Annotated in this window: 7 protein-coding genes; 6 read left to right on the forward strand and 1 reads right to left on the reverse strand. The window is 73.9% G+C overall.

The genetic code is table 11. From position 1 onward, the window contains the following. Window positions 1–2 precede the first annotated feature (2 nt). Genes BT341_RS17430 through BT341_RS17450 form a run of 5 tightly spaced genes read left to right on the forward strand, consistent with a single transcriptional unit; the run spans window position 3 to window position 13,063 of the window. Window positions 3–4,427 carry a condensation domain-containing protein gene (locus tag BT341_RS17430; protein WP_072477308.1) on the forward strand — a complete coding sequence of 1,475 codons (4,425 nt, stop codon included), beginning with the start codon at window positions 3–5 and terminating at the stop codon, window positions 4,425–4,427. Continuing rightward, window positions 4,424–8,800: a non-ribosomal peptide synthetase gene (locus BT341_RS17435; RefSeq protein ID WP_072477309.1), complete on the forward strand. Its 4,377-nt coding sequence runs from the start codon at window positions 4,424–4,426 to the stop codon at window positions 8,798–8,800. The genes BT341_RS17430 and BT341_RS17435 overlap by 4 nt, the downstream gene beginning before the upstream one ends. Further along, window positions 8,797–11,022 carry a non-ribosomal peptide synthetase gene (locus BT341_RS17440; protein WP_084742894.1) on the forward strand — a complete coding sequence of 742 codons (2,226 nt, stop codon included), beginning with the start codon at window positions 8,797–8,799 and terminating at the stop codon, window positions 11,020–11,022. Before BT341_RS17435 ends, BT341_RS17440 begins: the two co-directional genes overlap by 4 nt. 30 nt (window positions 11,023–11,052) lie before the next feature. Beyond that, window positions 11,053–12,315: a cytochrome P450 gene (locus BT341_RS17445; RefSeq protein WP_072477310.1), complete on the forward strand. Its 1,263-nt coding sequence runs from the start codon at window positions 11,053–11,055 to the stop codon at window positions 12,313–12,315. Between the two features lie 10 nt (window positions 12,316–12,325). Then, window positions 12,326–13,063: a thioesterase II family protein gene (locus BT341_RS17450; protein WP_072477311.1), complete on the forward strand. Its 738-nt coding sequence runs from the start codon at window positions 12,326–12,328 to the stop codon at window positions 13,061–13,063. 17 nt (window positions 13,064–13,080) lie between these two features. On the opposite strand, the gene BT341_RS17455 is transcribed toward BT341_RS17450, so the two are convergent. Continuing rightward, a complete protein-coding gene (locus tag BT341_RS17455; RefSeq protein ID WP_072477312.1) occupies window positions 13,081–13,452 on the reverse strand; it encodes an ACT domain-containing protein in 372 nt (123 codons plus the stop codon). Window positions 13,453–13,647: 195 nt separating this feature from the next. On the opposite strand from BT341_RS17455, the gene BT341_RS17460 reads away from it, so the two are divergent. Then, entirely contained in the window at window positions 13,648–16,656 is a 3,009-nt protein-coding gene (locus tag BT341_RS17460) for an AfsR/SARP family transcriptional regulator (protein ID WP_072477313.1), read from the forward strand. Window positions 16,657–16,718 lie beyond the last annotated feature (62 nt).

A 16,718-nucleotide genomic window follows, 5' to 3' on the forward strand; every position in this document is an offset into this window, starting at 1 on the left:
ACATGCGATCGGCAACCCTGACGCCTGAACGCAGGCGGCTGCTCGAACAGCTCCTCGACGCCCGCGGCGTGGCGCCCACGGCCGCCCGCGTCGGCGTGGTGTCCGGCGACCGGGACGCGCTTCCGCTTTCGCTGATGCAGCAACGGATCTGGTTCTTCGACCGGCTGCAGCCCAACTCCACGATCTACAACGTCGCCGGCGTCGCCCGGCTGCGCGGCCCGGTGGACCGCGAGGTGCTGCGGCGCGCGCTGGAAGAAGTCGTGCGGCGGCACGAGGTCCTGCGCACCACCTTCGCGCAGATCGACGGCCGCGCGGTCCAGCGCGTGCGGCCCGCGCCGCGGCTCGAACTGCCGGTGGAGGACCTGGGGGTGCTGCCCGAGGACGAGCGCGACCGGGCCCTCGAGACGTTCTGCCGCGCCGAGACGTCCCGCCCGTTCGACCTGGGCCGTGACCTGATGCTCCGGCCGCGGCTGGTCCGCACCGGCGACGAGGACTACCGCCTGGTGCTGGTGCAGCACCACATCGCCACCGACGGCTGGTCGGTCAACCTGCTGCTCAAGGAGATCGGCGAGCTCTACGGCGCGTTCGCGCAGGGCCGCCCGTCGCCGCTGCCGGAACTGGAAGTGCAGTACGGCGACTTCGCGGCCTGGCAGCGGGACCTGCTCAGCGGGGAGGTGCTCGACCGCAAGCTCGGCTACTGGAAGGAGAGCCTGGCCGGCGCCGGGCTGCTCGACCTGCCGTGGATCGGCAGGCGCCGTCCGCTCGACCTGTCCTGGGACGGTGCCTCGCTGCAGTTCCGGCTGCCGCCCGGGTTGTGCCGCCGGATCCGCGAGCTGGCCGACACCGAGCAAGCGACGCCGTACATGGTGCTGCTGTCCGCGTTGTCGATCGTGCTGACCCGCTGGACCGAACAGACCGAGGCGGTCATCGGCTGCCCGATCGCCAACCGGACCCGCGCCGAGCTGGAATCGCTGATCGGCTGCTTCGTCAACACGCTGCCGCTGCGCATGGACCTCTCCGGCACGCCGACCTTCCGCGAAGTGCTGCGCCGGGCGCGCGAGCTGTGCCACGGCGGGTACGAGAACCAGGAAGTGCCGTTCGAGACCATGGTCGAGGCGGTCAACCCGGCCCGCGACGCGACCTCGCACGTGCCGCTCATCCGCCACCAGCTGGGCCTGCACAACGAGCCGCGCTCCAGCGTCGAGCTCTCCGGTGTCACATTCGAGGTGCAGACGCTGAGCACCGGCACCGTGCGCTTCGACATGGAGATCGACCTCGGCGTCGACGAGGACGGGGGGATCAGCGGCCCGGTCTACTACTCGACCGACCTGTTCACCCAGGACGTCGTCGAGCAGGTCCTCGACGCCTTCGCCACGGTGCTCGAAGCCGCAGTGGCAGAGCCGGACAGCCCGGCCGCGGCGCTACCGCTGCTCGGCCCGGCTCAGCGGGACTTCGTCGCGGCCGCGGGCCTTCCGTCGCCGCGGGAGTCCGCTGAGGCGGCCACCGTGCACGGGGTGCTCGAACGCCACGCCGACGCGCGGCCGGACGCCGAAGCGGTGGTGTGCGGCCCGGACCGGCTCAGCCGCCGTGAACTCGACGAGCGGGCCAACGGGCTCGCCCGCCACCTGCTGGACCTGGGCGTATCCGGCCTCGCCGTGCACCTGCCCGCGTCCGCCGACCTCGTCGTCGCCGTGCTCGCCGGGTTCAAGGCCGGGGCCCGGGTCACGACGCTGAACCCGGCGCACCCCCGCAAGGACGTCCGCGCCGCCTTGCGCGACAGCGGCGCGACGCTGGTGCTGACCGGTTCCGGGCACTGGCACCCCGGCCTGCTCGGCGGTACCAAGATCGACGTGTCCTTCGTGGACAAGGAAGGCTTGACGACCCGCCGCGCGGCCCGGCCGGATCACATCGTCCCACCCGAAGCCGGTGCGCTGCCCGGACGTTCGCACGTCGCGGTGCTGGACCGTCTCCGTCACGGCGCGGCCCGGCTCGGCTGCACCGCCGAGGACACCGTGCTCTTCGCGGGCCCGGCGGAGCTCGACCTGGCGCCCGCTCGCTGGCTGACCGCTCTGGCGGCGGGCGCGCGGCTGCTGATCGGCGCCGGCGAGCCGCTGACCGGGCTCATCGACACCGAGCGGGTCACCGTCGCCGAGCTGCCGCCCGCCGTGCTGCCCCAGCTCGTCGCCGAACCGCCGCGGAGCCTGCGTGAACTGGTCGCGGTCGGCGAGCTGTGGCCCGCGCTGGCCAAGGACCTGCGCGCGGCCCTGCCCGGCACGAAGCTGTCGGAACTGCACGGGCCGGGCGCGCTCGGGCTGGACCGGGTCGTCGTCAGCGACGGCCGGGCGACCTCCGACGTCCGGATGCGGGTGCTCGACGCGCACGGCGGGCCGGTCGCGCCCGGCGTCGCCGGCGAGCTGTTCCTGGCCGCACCGGCGGCGGGCGAGCCGGTCGCCGATCCGTTCGACGGAGTTCCGTTGCAGCGCACCGGCTTGCGGGCCCGCCTGCACGCCGACGGCCACATCGGCCTCGTGCCCGCCGCCCTGCGCGTGGCGAGCCGCCGCGTCGAGGCGGACGAGCTGCTCGCGACCCTGACCGAGAACGAGGACGTCGACCGCGCGAGCGTGGTGGTCGACGCCGAGGCACCCGGCGGCCCGGAACTGCTGGCCTACGTCTCGCTGCGGGACACCGCCCGGAACCGGCGCACGAACGTGCCGGACGTGGTCAAGCGGGCGCGCTGGCGCAAGGAGTTCGAGCAGACCTACACCGGCCGCGGCGCCGAGGACGACCCGACGGTGAACACCGCCGGCTGGAACAGCCGCTCGACCGGCGAGTACGTCTCGCCGGAGGAGATGCGGGAGTGGTCGGACCTGACGCTGCGCCGGATCTCGGGCCTGCGCCCGGCGACGGTGCTGGAAGTCGGCTGCCGCAACGGCCAGCTGCTCTTCCGGCTGGCGATGCGCTGCGACTCCTACGCCGCGACCGACCTGTCCGCCCGCGCGCTCGGGCACATCCGCGAGCACGAGCAGTGGCTGGCGACCAAGGCCCAGTCCGTCGAGCTGCGCGAGCAGCCCGCCGACGACTTCAGCGGGTTCGCGGACGGCCAGTTCGACGCGGTCGTGGTCAACTCGCTCGCGCAGTACTTCCCGGAACCGGACTACCTGCGCCGCGTGCTGACCGAGGCGGTCCGGGTGGTCCGTCCCGGCGGCACGATCTACCTCGGTGACGTCCGCAGCCTGCCGCTGCTGCCGGCGCTCCACCTGTCCGTCCAAACCGGACGGCTGGCTCCGGCGACCCCGGTTTCCCGGCTGCGCCAGGCGATCCAGGCCCGGACCGAGCTGGAGGAGGACCTGGTCCTCGACCCGGCGCTGTTCGACGAGCTGGCCGCCGCGATCGACGGCATCACCGGCGTCACCGTGCTGCCCCGCACCGGACGCCACCACAACGAGCTGACCGGGTACCGCTACGACGTCCTGTTCCGGGTCGGCGCCCACGAGGCAGCGCCCGAGGCGGAGGCGCTCGACTGGTCTGCCGACGGCCTCACCGCGGCCGACGTGCGGGCCCGGCTGGCCGACGGCGTGCCGCGGCTCGTGCTGACCGGCGTGCCGGACGCGCGGCTGACCGCGGAACTCGCCGCGGTCCGGCTGCTGGCGGGCGAGCTCGTCGACACCGTCGGCGACCTGCTCGACGCAGCCCGGCCGGTGCTCGGCGAACCGGGGTCACCGGTCGAGCTGCCCGCCCTGCTGGCGCTGGCGGCCGAATTCGGCTACGAGGCCCTCGCCGGTTCGCCGCGCGGCGCCGACGTCGACCTGGTACTGGCCCGCGAGGGCGACCCGCTGGACCGGCTCGCGGCGATCCTCGACCGGCCCGCCCCGGTGGCGGCCGCGCCGGCGAACGACCCGCGGCGCGCCATCCGCGTCAAGGCGGCCGTGCCCGCGCTGACCGCGAGCCTGCGCGAACGGCACCCGAGCCACGCGTTGCCCGCCGAAGTCGTGGTCCTGCGCGAGTGGCCGCTGCGGGCCGACGGCGCGGTGGACACCGCGGGGCTGCCCGAACCGGACCGCAGCGCCCGCGAAGAGGCCAAGGCGTCCCGCGAGCCGAGCACCGAGACCGAGCGGCGGATCGCCGAGATCTGGGCCGACGCGCTGGGCCTGGACCGCATCGGCGTGTTCGACGACTTCTTCTCACTCGGCGGCCACTCGCTGATGGGTGCCGAGGTGGTCGAGCGGGTGCGCGCGGTCTACGACGTCGAGCTGCCGCTGGGCCGGCTCTTCGAGTCGCCGACGGTGGCCTCGGTCGCCGAGTACGTCGACGGCGCGCTCGCCGAAAGCGGTCCCGCGGCCGCGACGGCCCCGATCAAGCGCGTGGACCGGGACAGCTACCGCAAGCGCCGCGCGGAACCCGCGGGCGCGGGAGGGACCCGGCGATGACCACCTCGCTCGTGGCCATGGACACCTCGTTCGCGCAGCAGAGCCTGTGGCTGCTCGACCAGGCCGATCCGGGCCAGCCGACCTACAACGTGCTCGCCGCGGTGCGGATGCGCGGCCCGCTCGACGCCGCCGCGCTGGAACGCGCGCTGAACCTGGTCGTGGCCCGGCACGAGGCCCTGCGCACGGTGTTCCACTTCGACGGCTACGACCCGGTGCAGCACATCCTGCCCGAGCTGACGGTGCCGCTCCCGGTCGTCGACATCGAACCGGACCGGCTCGACGACGCCGTCGCCGCGGAGATCGGGCGGCCGTTCGACCTCGCGACCGGGCCGCTGCTGCGGATGACGCTGCTGCGGCTGGCCGAGCAGGAGCACGTCTGCGTGCTGGTGATGCACCACATCGTCACCGACGGCTGGTCCTCGGCGATCCTGTTCCAGGAGCTGTCGGCCGCGTACGAGTCCTACCTGGCCGGCGCCGAGCCGGACTTCCCGGAACTGCCGATCCAGTACGCGGATTACGCGGTGTGGCAGCGCGACACGCTGTCCGGCGACGCGCTCGACAAGCTCGTGGACTACTGGGCGGAGCGGCTGGACGGGCTCGTCCCGCTGCAGCTGCCCACCGACCGGCCGCGGCCGCAGGAACCGTCGTCGGCGGGCGCGACCCACCACTTCGACATCCCGGGCCCGCTGATCGCCCGGCTGGACCGGCTCGCCCGCGAGCGCGGCGCCAGCCCGTTCATGCTGCTGCTGGCCGCGTTCGGCGTGCTGCTGTCGCGCTACTCCGGCAGCACCGACTTCACCGTGGCGACGCCGGTGGCGGGCCGCACCCGGCCGGAGGTCGCCGGGCTCATCGGGTTCTTCGTGAACACGCTGGTGCTGCGGCTGGACACCGGCGGCGACCCGACGTTCGAGGAGCTGCTCGAACGGTCGATCCAGACCTGCCGCGGCGGGTTCGCCAACCAGGACCTGCCCTACGACAAGCTCGTGGAGCGGCTGCGGCCCGAGCGCTACACCGGGCTCGGCGGTCCGCTCGCGCAGGTCATGCTGTCGTTCCAGAACATCCCGATGGACGAGTGGCGGGCGGGTGAGCTGGCCTTCAGCGTCCTCAACGTCGCCACGCGCACGGCGAAGTTCGACCTCTCGCTGGACATCGCGCCGGCCGGGCCGGACGGTTTCCTCGGCGCGCTGGAGTACAGCACCGAGCTGTTCGACGAAGCGACCGTGACGCGCATGGCGGTGCACTTCCGCACCCTGCTCGGCGCGATCGCGAGCAACCCGGCGCTGCGGCTCTCGCGGCTGCCGATGCTGTCCGAGTACGAGCGGGACCTGCTGGTGCGGGCCGGGAACCCGGCGTCCGCGCCGCCCGCCGAGCCGGTGCACAAGACGTTCGAGCGGCACGCGGCGCAGTGCCCGGACGCGCCCGCGATCGTCTGCGGGGCGACGACCCTGACCTACGGCGAGCTGGACGAACGGGCCGACGCCGTCGCGCGGCACGTCCGTGCCCAGGGCGCCGGGCCGGAAACGCTGGTCGCGGTGCTGCTGGACCGTTCGCCGGACCTGATCGCGACCTTCCTCGGCATCCTCAAGTCCGGCGCGGCCTACCTGCCACTGGACCCGGCGTACCCGGCCGCGCGGGTCGAGCACATCCTTGCCGACGCCCGGCCGGAGTTCGTCGTGACCACCGCGGCCCAGGACACGCCCGAGGGTCCGCGGCGGATCCTGCTGGAGGACGTGCCCGCGCACGCCGGGCCGTTCCGGTCAACGTCCACACTGGACGGTCTGGCGTACGTCATCTACACCTCCGGCTCGACCGGCGCGCCGAAAGGCGTGATGAACAGCCACCGCGGCCTGGCCACCCTGGCCGCCGCGCTGTCGGTGCGGCTGGGGCTCGGCCCGGGGGAGCGGGCGCTGCAGCTCGCGCCGATCGGGTTCGACGTCGTCGCCGAGGAGGTCTTCCCGCACCTGGTGGCGGGCGGCTCGGTCGCCCTGCCGGACGGCGCGGCGCCGGTCGGCACCGGCGAACTGTTCGCGCTGATCGCCGCCACGGAGACCACGACGATCTCGACCACGCCGTCCCGGCTGCTGTCCTGGACCGGGCGCGACCTGGCCGCGCTGCCGCCGACGCTGCGCACTGTCATCTTCGGCAGCGAGGTCGCGCCGAGCTGGCAGAGCCTGGCCGCCTGGCGTGACCTGCCGGTCCGGCTCGTGCAGGTCTACGGCGTCACCGAGGCCGCGTGCACGTCCACAGTGGAGGAACTCGGGTTCGGCGCGGGCGACGACCCGGCCGCGGTGGTGCCGATCGGGCGCCCGGTTCCGGGTGTGCGGGCCTACGTGCTCGACGACTGGCTCGAGCCCGTGCCCGCCGGCGTGCCCGGCGAGCTGTACCTCGGCGGTCACGGGGTCGGCCGCGGCTACTACCGGCGCCCGGCGCTGACCGCGGAGCGGTTCGTGCCGGACCCGTTCGGCGGCCCCGGCGAACGCCTGTACCGCACCGGCGACGCGGTCCGCCTCGGCGCCGACGGCCGGATCCGGTTCGTCGGCCGCACCGACGACCAGGTCAAGATCCGCGGCTACCGGGTGGAACCGGCCGAGGTCGAAGCGGCGCTGGCGAGCCACCCGGACGTCGGCGGCGCCGCGGTGCTCGCCCGGCCCGACCCCGCCGGCGGCACCCGCCTGATCGGCTACTTCGTACCGAGGGGAGACCTGGCCGAGGACGAGCTGCGGCGGTTCCTGGCCGGGAGGCTGCCCGAGTGGATGGTGCCCGCGCTGCTCGTGCCGCTCAAGGCGTTCCCGTTGTCCGCCAACGGGAAGATCGACCGCAAGGCCCTCGGCGACCACACCGCCGAGGCACCGCGCCGCGAGCACGTCGCCCCGCGCGACGACACCGAGCGGGAACTCGCGGCCATCTGGTCCGGCCTGCTCGGGCGCGACCGGATCGGCGTGCACGACAACCTGTTCGAGATCGGTGGCCACTCGCTGCTGGCCGTCCGGATGATCGCCGAAATCGAGGCGGCGTTCGGAGTGGTGCTGCCGCTGCGGCTCTTCTTCGCCGGCGAGCCGACGATCGCGGCCCTCGCCGCGCGGATCACGGCGGAAGGCCGAACCGACGGCATTCCCGTGCTGCCGCGTGACGATCGGCCGCTGCGGGTCCCGGCGTCGCCGTCGCAGCGGTGGTTCTGGTCGCTGCAGCGGGGACTGCCGGGCCGGGCCGCCTTCACCACGGTCGGCGGCCTGCGGCTGCGCGGCGGGTTCGACGTGCCCCGGCTGGAACGGGCGCTCAACGCGCTCGCCGAGCGGCACGAGGCCCTGCGCACGGTCTTCGAGCAGGCGGACGGCCGGCTGTGGCAGGTCGTCCGGCCCGCCGCCGAGCTGACCGTGCCGCTGCTGGACGTCACCGAGGACGAGGTCGAAGCCGCCGGGAAAGCCGTGGTGGACGAGCCGTTCGACCTGGCGGCCGGGCCGCTGGTGCGGCTGGCCGTGCTGCGGGTCGCCGCGGACGACCACCGGGTCGTCTTCGTCCTGCACCACAGCGTCAGCGACGTCCGCTCGATGGAGATCTTCGCCGCCGAGCTCTACACGCTCTACGCGGGCGGCGCCGACCTGCTCCCGCCGCTGCGCGTCCAGAACGCCGACGTCTCCGTGTGGGACGACGCTCAGCAACGTCCTGAACTAGAAACCTATTGGCGGCAGCGGATGTCGGCCGTCACGCCGCCGCGCCTGCCGCAGGCGGGCGACAGCGAGGGCCGCACCCACCGGATCCCGCTCGACGACAACCTGGTGGCCGGGCTGCGGGCGCTGGCCGAGCGGCACGGCACCACGTTGTTCGTCCTCACCTTCGCCGTCTTCACGCTGCTGCTGGCGCGGCAGGCGGGGCAGTCCGACGTCGTGGCCGCCACGGCGGTGACCCGCCGCGACCGGCGCGAGATCGACAGCCTGATCGGCGCGCACCTGAACTACCTGCCGCTGCGCGCCGAGGTCGACGAGCGGACGCCGTTCGCCGAGCACCTGGCCGCGGTCCGCGACCGCGTCGCCGCGGACCTGGCCCACCACGAGCTGCCGTTCGAACGGATCGCCGAGCTCGCCGGGCAGGACCCGGCCGGGCTGTTCCGCGTGCTGTTCCAGCAGGACGAGGACCCGGCCGTGCCGGTGGCGGGCGACGGGCTGCGCGGCGAGCTGTGGCCGGTCCGCTGGGACCACGCCCTGAACGCGCTGGCCGTCCGCGTCACCGAATCGGCGGCCGGCTCGTACGTGTTCGTCAACCACCGGCTGGACGCGTTCGGCCCGGCGGAAGCAGCCGCGCTGGGCCGGCGGTACCGGCACCTGCTGCACGAAGTCCTGCACCACCCACAGGCCCGGCTGGAGGAGATCGCATGACCACGCTCGTCAACCCCACTTCACGCGCGCTGGCGCTGCCAGGTGGCGCGGTGCCGGGCGGTGACTGGGCGCTCGCCGCCGTGGTCACCGTCCTGCACCGGCTCACCACCCAGGAGACCGTTTGCGTCGACAGCCTGCGCGGCGTGCTGCGGCTCGACCTGTCCGACGACCCGTCGGCGGCCGACCTGGTCGCGCGGATCGCCACCGCGCGGCCCGACGACGGCGCCGCGCCGGACCTGACCTACCGCGTCGGTGACGTTGACGGCGGCTGGGACGACGAAGCCGCGACGCCGGTGCTGCGGGCGACCGCGGACGGCGTCCACCTCACCGGCGCGGAAGGCCGGCTCGGCGCGCTCGCCGGGCGGGCGCTCGCGGAGATCTCCGCACGACCCGGCCGTCGTCTGTCCAGTGTGGACCTGGCCGACGCCGACGCGGTGTCGTGGGTGACCGCCTTCGGCAGCCGCGGGTCCGCCCGTCCCGAGGCCCGGCCGGTGCACGCGCTGGTCGCCGAGCAGGCCCGGCTGGCGCCGGACGCCGTGGCCGTCGCCGCCGGGGAATCCACGCTGACCTACCGGGAGCTGGAGGCCGCGGCCGACGCCGAGGCCGCCCGGCTGGTGGCCGCCGGGGTGCGTCCCGGCGACGTGGTCGGCGTGCTGGGCGTCCGCTCGGCCGCGCTGATCGCCGGCCTGCTGGGCGTGCTCAAGGCCGGTGGCGCCTACCTCGCGCTCGACATCGAGGCCCCGGCTCCCCGCGTCGCCGCGCTGCTCGCCGACGCCGGCGTCACGGTGGCGCTGGCCGACGAAACCCTGCGCGACCGGCTGCCCGGCACCGTGCGTGCCTTCGTCCTCGGCGAAAACGTCGACGCGGCACCGGAAGGATGGCGCCCGGTCGAGGTCACGGCCGGCGAGCTGGCCTACGTCAGCTACACCTCCGGGTCCACCGGCACGCCGAAGGGCGTCGCCGTGCCGCACCGGGCCGTGGTCCGGCTCGTCGGGCCCGGCGAATGGGCCGAATTCCGGGCCACGGACGTCTTCCTGCAGCTCGCGCCGGTCGCGTTCGACGCCTCGACGCTGGAGATCTGGGCGCCGCTGACCAACGGCGGCCGCCTTGCGGTCTTCCCGGCCGGGCCGGTCAGCACCGACAAGCTGGCCACGTTCCTGGCCGAGCAGAGCGTGACGGTTGCGTGGTTCACCGCCGGGTTGTTCCACCAGCTGGTGGCGGCCCGGACGAGCGCGTTCGCCGGCCTGCGGCACGTGCTGGCCGGCGGCGACGTGATCAAGGCCGACGCCGTGCGCAAGCTGCTCAAGGCCCACCCCGGCCTGACGTTCACCAACGGCTACGGCCCGACGGAGAACACGACGTTCACCGCCTGCTGGACCAGCACCGACGGCCCGGCCGGCGGGTCCGTGCCGATCGGACGGCCCATCACCGGGACCCGCGTGCTCGTGCTCGACGCGGACCTGCAGCTGGTGCCGATCGGCGTGCCGGGCCAGCTCTACGCCGGTGGCGCCGGGCTCGCCCGGGGCTACCTCAACCGCCCGGGCGCGACCGCGGCGGCGTTCGTGCCCAGCCCGCTGCCGACCCGGCCGGGGGAGCGGATCTACGCGACCGGCGACCTGGTCCGCTGGCTGCCCGACGGCACGCTCGACTTCCTCGGCCGCGCCGACCACCAGGTCAAGGTGAACGGCTACCGCGTCGAGCCCGGTGAGGTCGAGGCGGCGATCGTGGCCGACGAGCGCGTGCGCGACGCGGTCGTGGTGACCCAGCCCGACGCGGCGGGCGGCAAGCGGCTGCTCGCCTACGTCACCCCGGCCGACGCCGCCGACGAGCTCGCGGGCCTGCGCGACGGGCTGCGCGACCGGCTGCCCGCCTACCTCGTGCCGTTCGCGGTGATCCCGGTCGAGGAGCTGCCGCTCAACCGCAACGGCAAGGTCGACCGCGCCGCGCTGCCCTCGGCCGACCGCCTGCCGCGCGACGTCGGCGGCGAGTACGTCGCACCCGCCACGTCGACCGAGCGCTACCTCAGCCGGCTCTGGGGCGACGTGCTCGGCATCGAGCCCATCGGCGTCGAGGACGACTTCTTCGAGCTCGGCGGGCATTCACTGATGGCGGGCGAGCTGATCACCCGGCTGCAGGACGAGCTCTCGGTCGAGCTGTCCGCGCAGACCCTCTACCTCCGGCCGACCATCGCCGAACTCGCGGAAACGGTCGAGCAGGCCTGACCCCGCGCCCTTCCCGGAAAGGCAGAACCGATGCGACTCAACAGGCCTACCGACCCCGACGCCATCGACCTGGACGCGGTGGACTTCATCGACTCGACGCTCTACGGCGACGGCGAACCGCACGCGATCTGGCACGCCATGCGCCAGCGCGACCCGCTGCGCTGGCAGGCCGTCGGCGACGAGCTCGGGTTCTGGTCGGTGACGAAGATGGCCGACGCGGACCTCGTGCTGCGCGACCACACGAAGTTCACCTCCCAGCGCGGCACGATGCTGTTCCTGCTCGGCAAGGACGACCCGGCCCGCGGGCGGCAGATGGCGGCCACCGACCCGCCGCGGCACACCCGCATGCGGGTGCCGCTGCAGCGCGCGCTGGCGCCCAAGGCGATCGAGCGCTACCGCGACGCGATCCGCGAAGAGGTACGGCGGGTGCTCGCGCCCGCGCTGACCGGTGAGCCGTACGACTTCGCCGCCAACATGATGGTGATGCCGATGGCCACCGCGGGCCGCATCATGGACCTGCCGCGCGAGGACTGGCCGCGGCTGACCCGGCTCACCGCGATGTCGATCGCGCCGGACGACCCCGAGTTCGCCGGCGAAGGCGGCGCGCAGGCCACCCTGGAGGCCGCGCACCGCGAGCTGTTCGCCTACTTCCACGACATCGTCCGCGCGCGCCGCCGCAACCTCGGCGACGACCTGATCAGCCTGCTGCTGACCATGGACGTCGAGGGCAGCCCGATCGAAGTCGGCGCCGTGCTCGCCAACTGCTACAGCCTGTTGCTGGGCGCCAACATCACTACTCCGTTCGTGCCGATCGCGGCACTGGACCACCTGATCGGCACGCCGCAGCTGCGGGACTGGATGAACGACCCGGACGCGCTGACCCTCGGCGTCGACGAGGCCGTCCGCTGGGCTTCGCCGGCCAACCACTTCATGCGGTACGCGATCGACGACGTCGAAATCCGCGGCAAGCAGATCTCCGCCGGCGACGCGGTCGTGGTGTGGCTCGGCGCGGCCAACCGCGACGAAGAGTACTTCGACGACCCGTTCACCTTCGACTACCGCCGCAAGCCCAACAAGCACATCGCCTTCGGCATCGGGCCGCACTACTGCGTCGGGCACTCGGTGGCGCGGCTGAGCCTGCGGACGCTGTTCGAGGAGCTGTTCACCACGTTCGAGGACTTCGAGCCCGCCGGCGAAGTACAGCACCTGCGCTCCAACTTCGTGGCCGGCATCAAGCACATGCCGATCGTCGCCCGCGTGCGCCAGGGCGCGCTGGCCGGGCTCGGCAGCTGAAGGAGGCACCATGGTCCCCACGCCACGCTGGCTGCTGCGCGAGCCGTCGGAGTCCGCCGCGGTCCGGCTGTTCTGCATCCCGTACTCCGGTTGCGGCGCGAGCATGTACCGCCAATGGCCGCGGTTCCTCGGCGACGTCGAGGTCTGCGCGGTCCAGTTGCCGGGCCGCGAGAACCGGTTGCGCGAGCAGCCCTACCGCACCTACGAGGCGATGGCCGACGACCTGGCGGAAGCGCTGCTGCCCTACCTCGACCGGCCGTTCGCGTTCTTCGGGCACTGCGGCTCGGCGCTGCCGGGCTACGAGACGACCGTCCGGCTGGCCGAACGCGGGTACCCGCTGCCCGCCCGGCTGTTCGTCTCGTCCCAGGTCGCCCCGCACCAGGGCCCGGCGGGCCGGTTCCTGGAGATGTCGGACGACGAGCTCAAGGTCGAGGTACACGAGCTGATCGAGCAGCTGGGCGGCAAGGCGCTGCCCGACCTGGTCGAGCTGAGCGTGCGCATCCTCCGCGCCGACGTCGAGGCCAACAAGCGCTACCGCCCGCCGGAACCGACGCTGCTGCCGGTGCCGATCAGCGCGCTGGGGTGGCGGCACGACGTCGAGGTCGACCACCGCAGGATGAGCGGCTGGTCGGACTGCGGCCCCGCCACGTTCCACCTGCTCGACGGCCCGCACTACCGGTTCATGGAGGCGCCGCCGGAACTCATGCGGCTGCTCTCGGACGAACTGGCCGCGGCGGCCGTCGCGTAGACCGGCCCCGGCTGTGTTCAGCGGATCGTGTGCCCGGCCTCACGCAGCGTGGCGACGGCGTCGTCGAGGTGCCCGGCGGGCACCAGCACCATGTCGCAGTGGAACGTCGATGCCACGAAAACCGGGATCGCCGCCTCGCCCAGCGGGCCCACGACGGCCGCCAGCATACCCGGAAGGTCTAACCCGTGCGGGTCGTCGCCGTAAAAGGCGTGCCACTGTTCGGCGGCGTCCGGATCCGCCTCCCGGATGATCGTCATCCCCTCCGGTGCGCGGACCATCGCGGTCCACGGCGCGTCCGGGCCGGGCGGTGCGGATCCGTTGGGAACAAAGCGGATTTCGTAACGCTCCGGCAGGACACGCAGCTGCTGCCGGGCAAGATCCTTTGCCATGCCGGGAAGTCTAGGGCCCGCGGCCCGCCGCCGCCCCGTCGTGCGCGGCGCGCCTGGGACTGCTTGACTTTGGGTGGGCGCGAACCCCAGCATCGAATGCGAGTACGCACTGGGTGGGAACTCTCCATCGTCCCCGGCCCGGCCGCCGCCGGCCGGTCCCGGGGGCGCTCGGCGATGGGGAAGGGATGTACCGGCATGGAATTGAGGCTGCTCGGGCCCGTCGAACTCGTCGCGGGCGCCGGGCCGGTGGACCTGGGCGGGCCGCGGCAGCGCACCGTGCTGTCGGTGCTCGCGCTGAACAAGAACCGCGTGACCCCGGTCGCGCGGCTCGTCGACGCGGTCTGGGGCGCCACCCCGCCGTCGACCGCGCGCAGCCAGGTCCAGATCTGCATCTCCGGCCTCCGCAAGGTGCTCGACGGTGCCGGCGCGGCCGCGGCGATCCGGACGAAGGCACCCGGCTACCTGCTCGAACTCGACGACGCCGCGCTCGACAGCGCGCGCTTCGCCCGGATGGTCGCCGAGGCCCGCGAGCTGAGCGCGGGCGGCAGGCTCGCGCAGGCGTCCGGCACGCTGCGCGGCGCGCTGGCGCTGTGGCGGGGCGCCGCGCTGACCGGGATCGACAGCGACGTCGTGCGCCGCGACGCGGTCGTGCTCGAAGACCACCGGATGGCCGCCGAGGAGGAACGCCTGCGCATCGACCTCGAGCTGGGCCGCCACGAGGAGATCAGCGGCGAGCTGCGCGCCCTGGTCGAGGCCCAGCCGCTGCGCGAGAAGCTGCACAGCCTCCTGATGCTGGCGCTGTACCGCTCGGGCCGCCAGGCCGAAGCGCTGCAGGTGTTCCGGAGAGCGCGGACCGTGCTCGTCGACGAGGTCGGCGTCGAACCCGGCGCAGAGCTGCAGGACCTGGTCCGCGCGATCCTCAACCGCGATCCCGCCTTGGGCGTGCCCGAGACCACGCGGGCGCCGGTCCGCGAACCGGTCCGCCCGGCGCCGGCGGCCCCGCCGTCGGCCGTGCCGCGGCACCTGCCCGCCGGGATCGCCGACTTCACCGGGCGCGACATGCAGATCGCCGAGATCAAGGACCTGTTGTCGGGCGACCGGGATCCGTTCGCGGTGCCGATCGTGTCCATCGCCGGGCGCGGCGGGGTCGGCAAGTCGAGCCTGGCCGTCCGCATCGCGCACGAGCTGGGCGACGCCTACCCGGACGGGCACCTCTACGCCGACCTGCGCGAGCCCGGCGAAGACCGGACGCCGGAACTGCACGCCCGGTTCCTGCGCGCGCTGGGCGTGCCCGGCACGGCCGTGCCCGAGGACCGCCGGGAACGCGCGGAGATGTACCGCACGCGGACGGCGGGCAAGCGGCTGCTGGTCGTCCTCGACGACGTGGCGGGCGAGGAGCAGGTGCTGCCGCTGCTGCCGGGCAGCCCGAGCTGCGCGGTGGTGGTGACCAGCCGGGCGCGGCTGTCCGGCCTGCCCGGCGCGCACCGGGTGGACGTCGACGTGTTCGACGTCGGGCACGCGCTCGAGCTGCTGGGCCGGATCATCGGCCCGGACCGGGTGGCGGCCGAGCGCGCGGCCGCGGTCGAGCTGGTCGACTTCTGCGACGGGCTGCCGCTGGCGCTGCGCATCGCCGGGGCACGGCTGGCGTCGCGGCCGCACTGGCGGATCGGCGATCTGGTCCGGCGGCTCGGCGACGAGGCCGGCCGGCTCGACGAGCTGGCCCACCGCGGGATCGAGCTGCGGTCCAACATCGCGTTGACCTACCACGGCCTCGCCGCGCGGGGCCAGCGGCTGTTCCGGCTGATCGCGCTCGTCGAGGCGCCCGACTTCCCGGCGTGGACGGCCGCGGCGCTGCTCGACATCGACGTGCCCGCCGCGTCGGAGGTACTGGAGAGCCTCGTCGACGCCCAGGTGCTCGACACCGTCGTCTATCCCGGCGAACACGAGGTGCGCTACCGCTTCCACGACCTGATCCGCGTCTACGCGCGGGAACGCCTGCAGGAGCGGGAAACCGACGAAGACCGGCACGAGGCGCTGACCCGGCTGCTGGGCGCGTGGCTCGAGCTGGCCGAGGACGCGCACCGGCAGGAGTACGGCGGCGACTACACCGTGCTGCACGGTGACGCACCCCGCTGGCGCCCGCCGGGCCGGGCCGTACCGGTGGACCCGCTGGTCTGGTGGGAGAACGAGCGCCGCGTGGTGCCCGCCGCGATCCGGCAGGCCGCGGCCGCCGGGCTGGACGAGCTCTGCTGGGACCTCGCGCTGACGTCGGTGACGATGTTCGAGGCCAAGGGCTACTTCGACGAATGGCACGAGACCTCGCGGCTGGCGCTGGAGCTGGCCGAGCGGGCGGGCAACGACCGCGGCCGGGCCGCGATGCTCTACTCGCTCGGCAGCCTGCACCTCGCGCAGCGCCGGCTGGAGAAAGCCGAGGAGTGTTTCGCCGAAGCGCTGACGCTCTTCGCGTTGCAGGGCGATGACCACGGGCGCGCGCTGGTGCTGCGCAACGCGGCCTTCGTCGACTGGCTGCGCCGGGACCGGGCGGCCTCGGTGCGGAAGTACGACGAGGCGCTGGACCTCATGCGCGCGGCGGGCGACCGGATCGGCGCCGCGCACGTGCTGTGCAACCTGGCGCGGATCCGGATCGACGAGGGCGCCGAGTCCGGTGCCGTGCACCTGCTCGACGAGGCGCTGGCGATCAGCAGGCACGCGGGGTGCCTGCGGGTCGAGGCGCAGGTGCTCTACCGGTTCACCGAGCTGCACCTGCAGGCGGACAAGATCGACCTGGCCCGCCCGGCGCTGCACCGGGTGCTGCGGATCGTGCGCCAGATCGGCGACCGGGTCGGCGAGGCGTACGCCTTGCACGGCCTCGGCCTGGTGCGTTACCGCGAAGGGCGGCTGGACAACGCCGAGGCGACGCTGGCGCACGCGCTGGTCGCGGCCCGCGGGGTCGGCGAGCTGTTCGTCGAGGCGCGGATCCGGTTCACCCTCGGGGAAATCGCCAAGGCGAAGGGCGACGGCCAGGCCGCGCAGACCCAGCTCGTCGACGCGGCCGAGCTGTTCGAACGGCTCGAATCGGCGGTGTGGCAGGCGAAATCGCTGGTCCTGCTCTCGGAGATCCACGTCGCAGGCGGCGACGCGGACCGGGCGCGGGAGGAGGCGGAGCGGGCCGCGCGCCTGCTCCCGGGACCGGCGGTCGCCTGATCGGCGAAGCGGCACCGTCCGCTTCGACCAGGCCCGCTTCGACCACTGCGGTCAGTCCCGGT

It is taken from the genome of Amycolatopsis australiensis, assembly GCF_900119165.1.
Classification (GTDB): domain Bacteria; phylum Actinomycetota; class Actinomycetes; order Mycobacteriales; family Pseudonocardiaceae; genus Amycolatopsis; species Amycolatopsis australiensis.

What these genes read in the sequence shown, in the direction of transcription:
- BT341_RS17450 (WP_072477311.1), top strand. Translation starts at nt 12,326, where the DNA reads ATGGTCCCCACGCCACGCTGGCTGCTGCGCGAGCCGTCGGAGTCCGCC.
- BT341_RS17445 (WP_072477310.1), top strand. Translation starts at nt 11,053, where the DNA reads ATGCGACTCAACAGGCCTACCGACCCCGACGCCATCGACCTGGACGCG.
- BT341_RS17435 (WP_072477309.1), top strand. Translation starts at nt 4,424, where the DNA reads ATGACCACCTCGCTCGTGGCCATGGACACCTCGTTCGCGCAGCAGAGC.
- BT341_RS17430 (WP_072477308.1), top strand. Translation starts at nt 3, where the DNA reads ATGCGATCGGCAACCCTGACGCCTGAACGCAGGCGGCTGCTCGAACAG.
- BT341_RS17460 (WP_072477313.1), top strand. Translation starts at nt 13,648, where the DNA reads ATGGAATTGAGGCTGCTCGGGCCCGTCGAACTCGTCGCGGGCGCCGGG.
- BT341_RS17455 (WP_072477312.1), bottom strand. Translation starts at nt 13,452, where the DNA reads ATGGCAAAGGATCTTGCCCGGCAGCAGCTGCGTGTCCTGCCGGAGCGT.
- BT341_RS17440 (WP_084742894.1), top strand. Translation starts at nt 8,797, where the DNA reads ATGACCACGCTCGTCAACCCCACTTCACGCGCGCTGGCGCTGCCAGGT.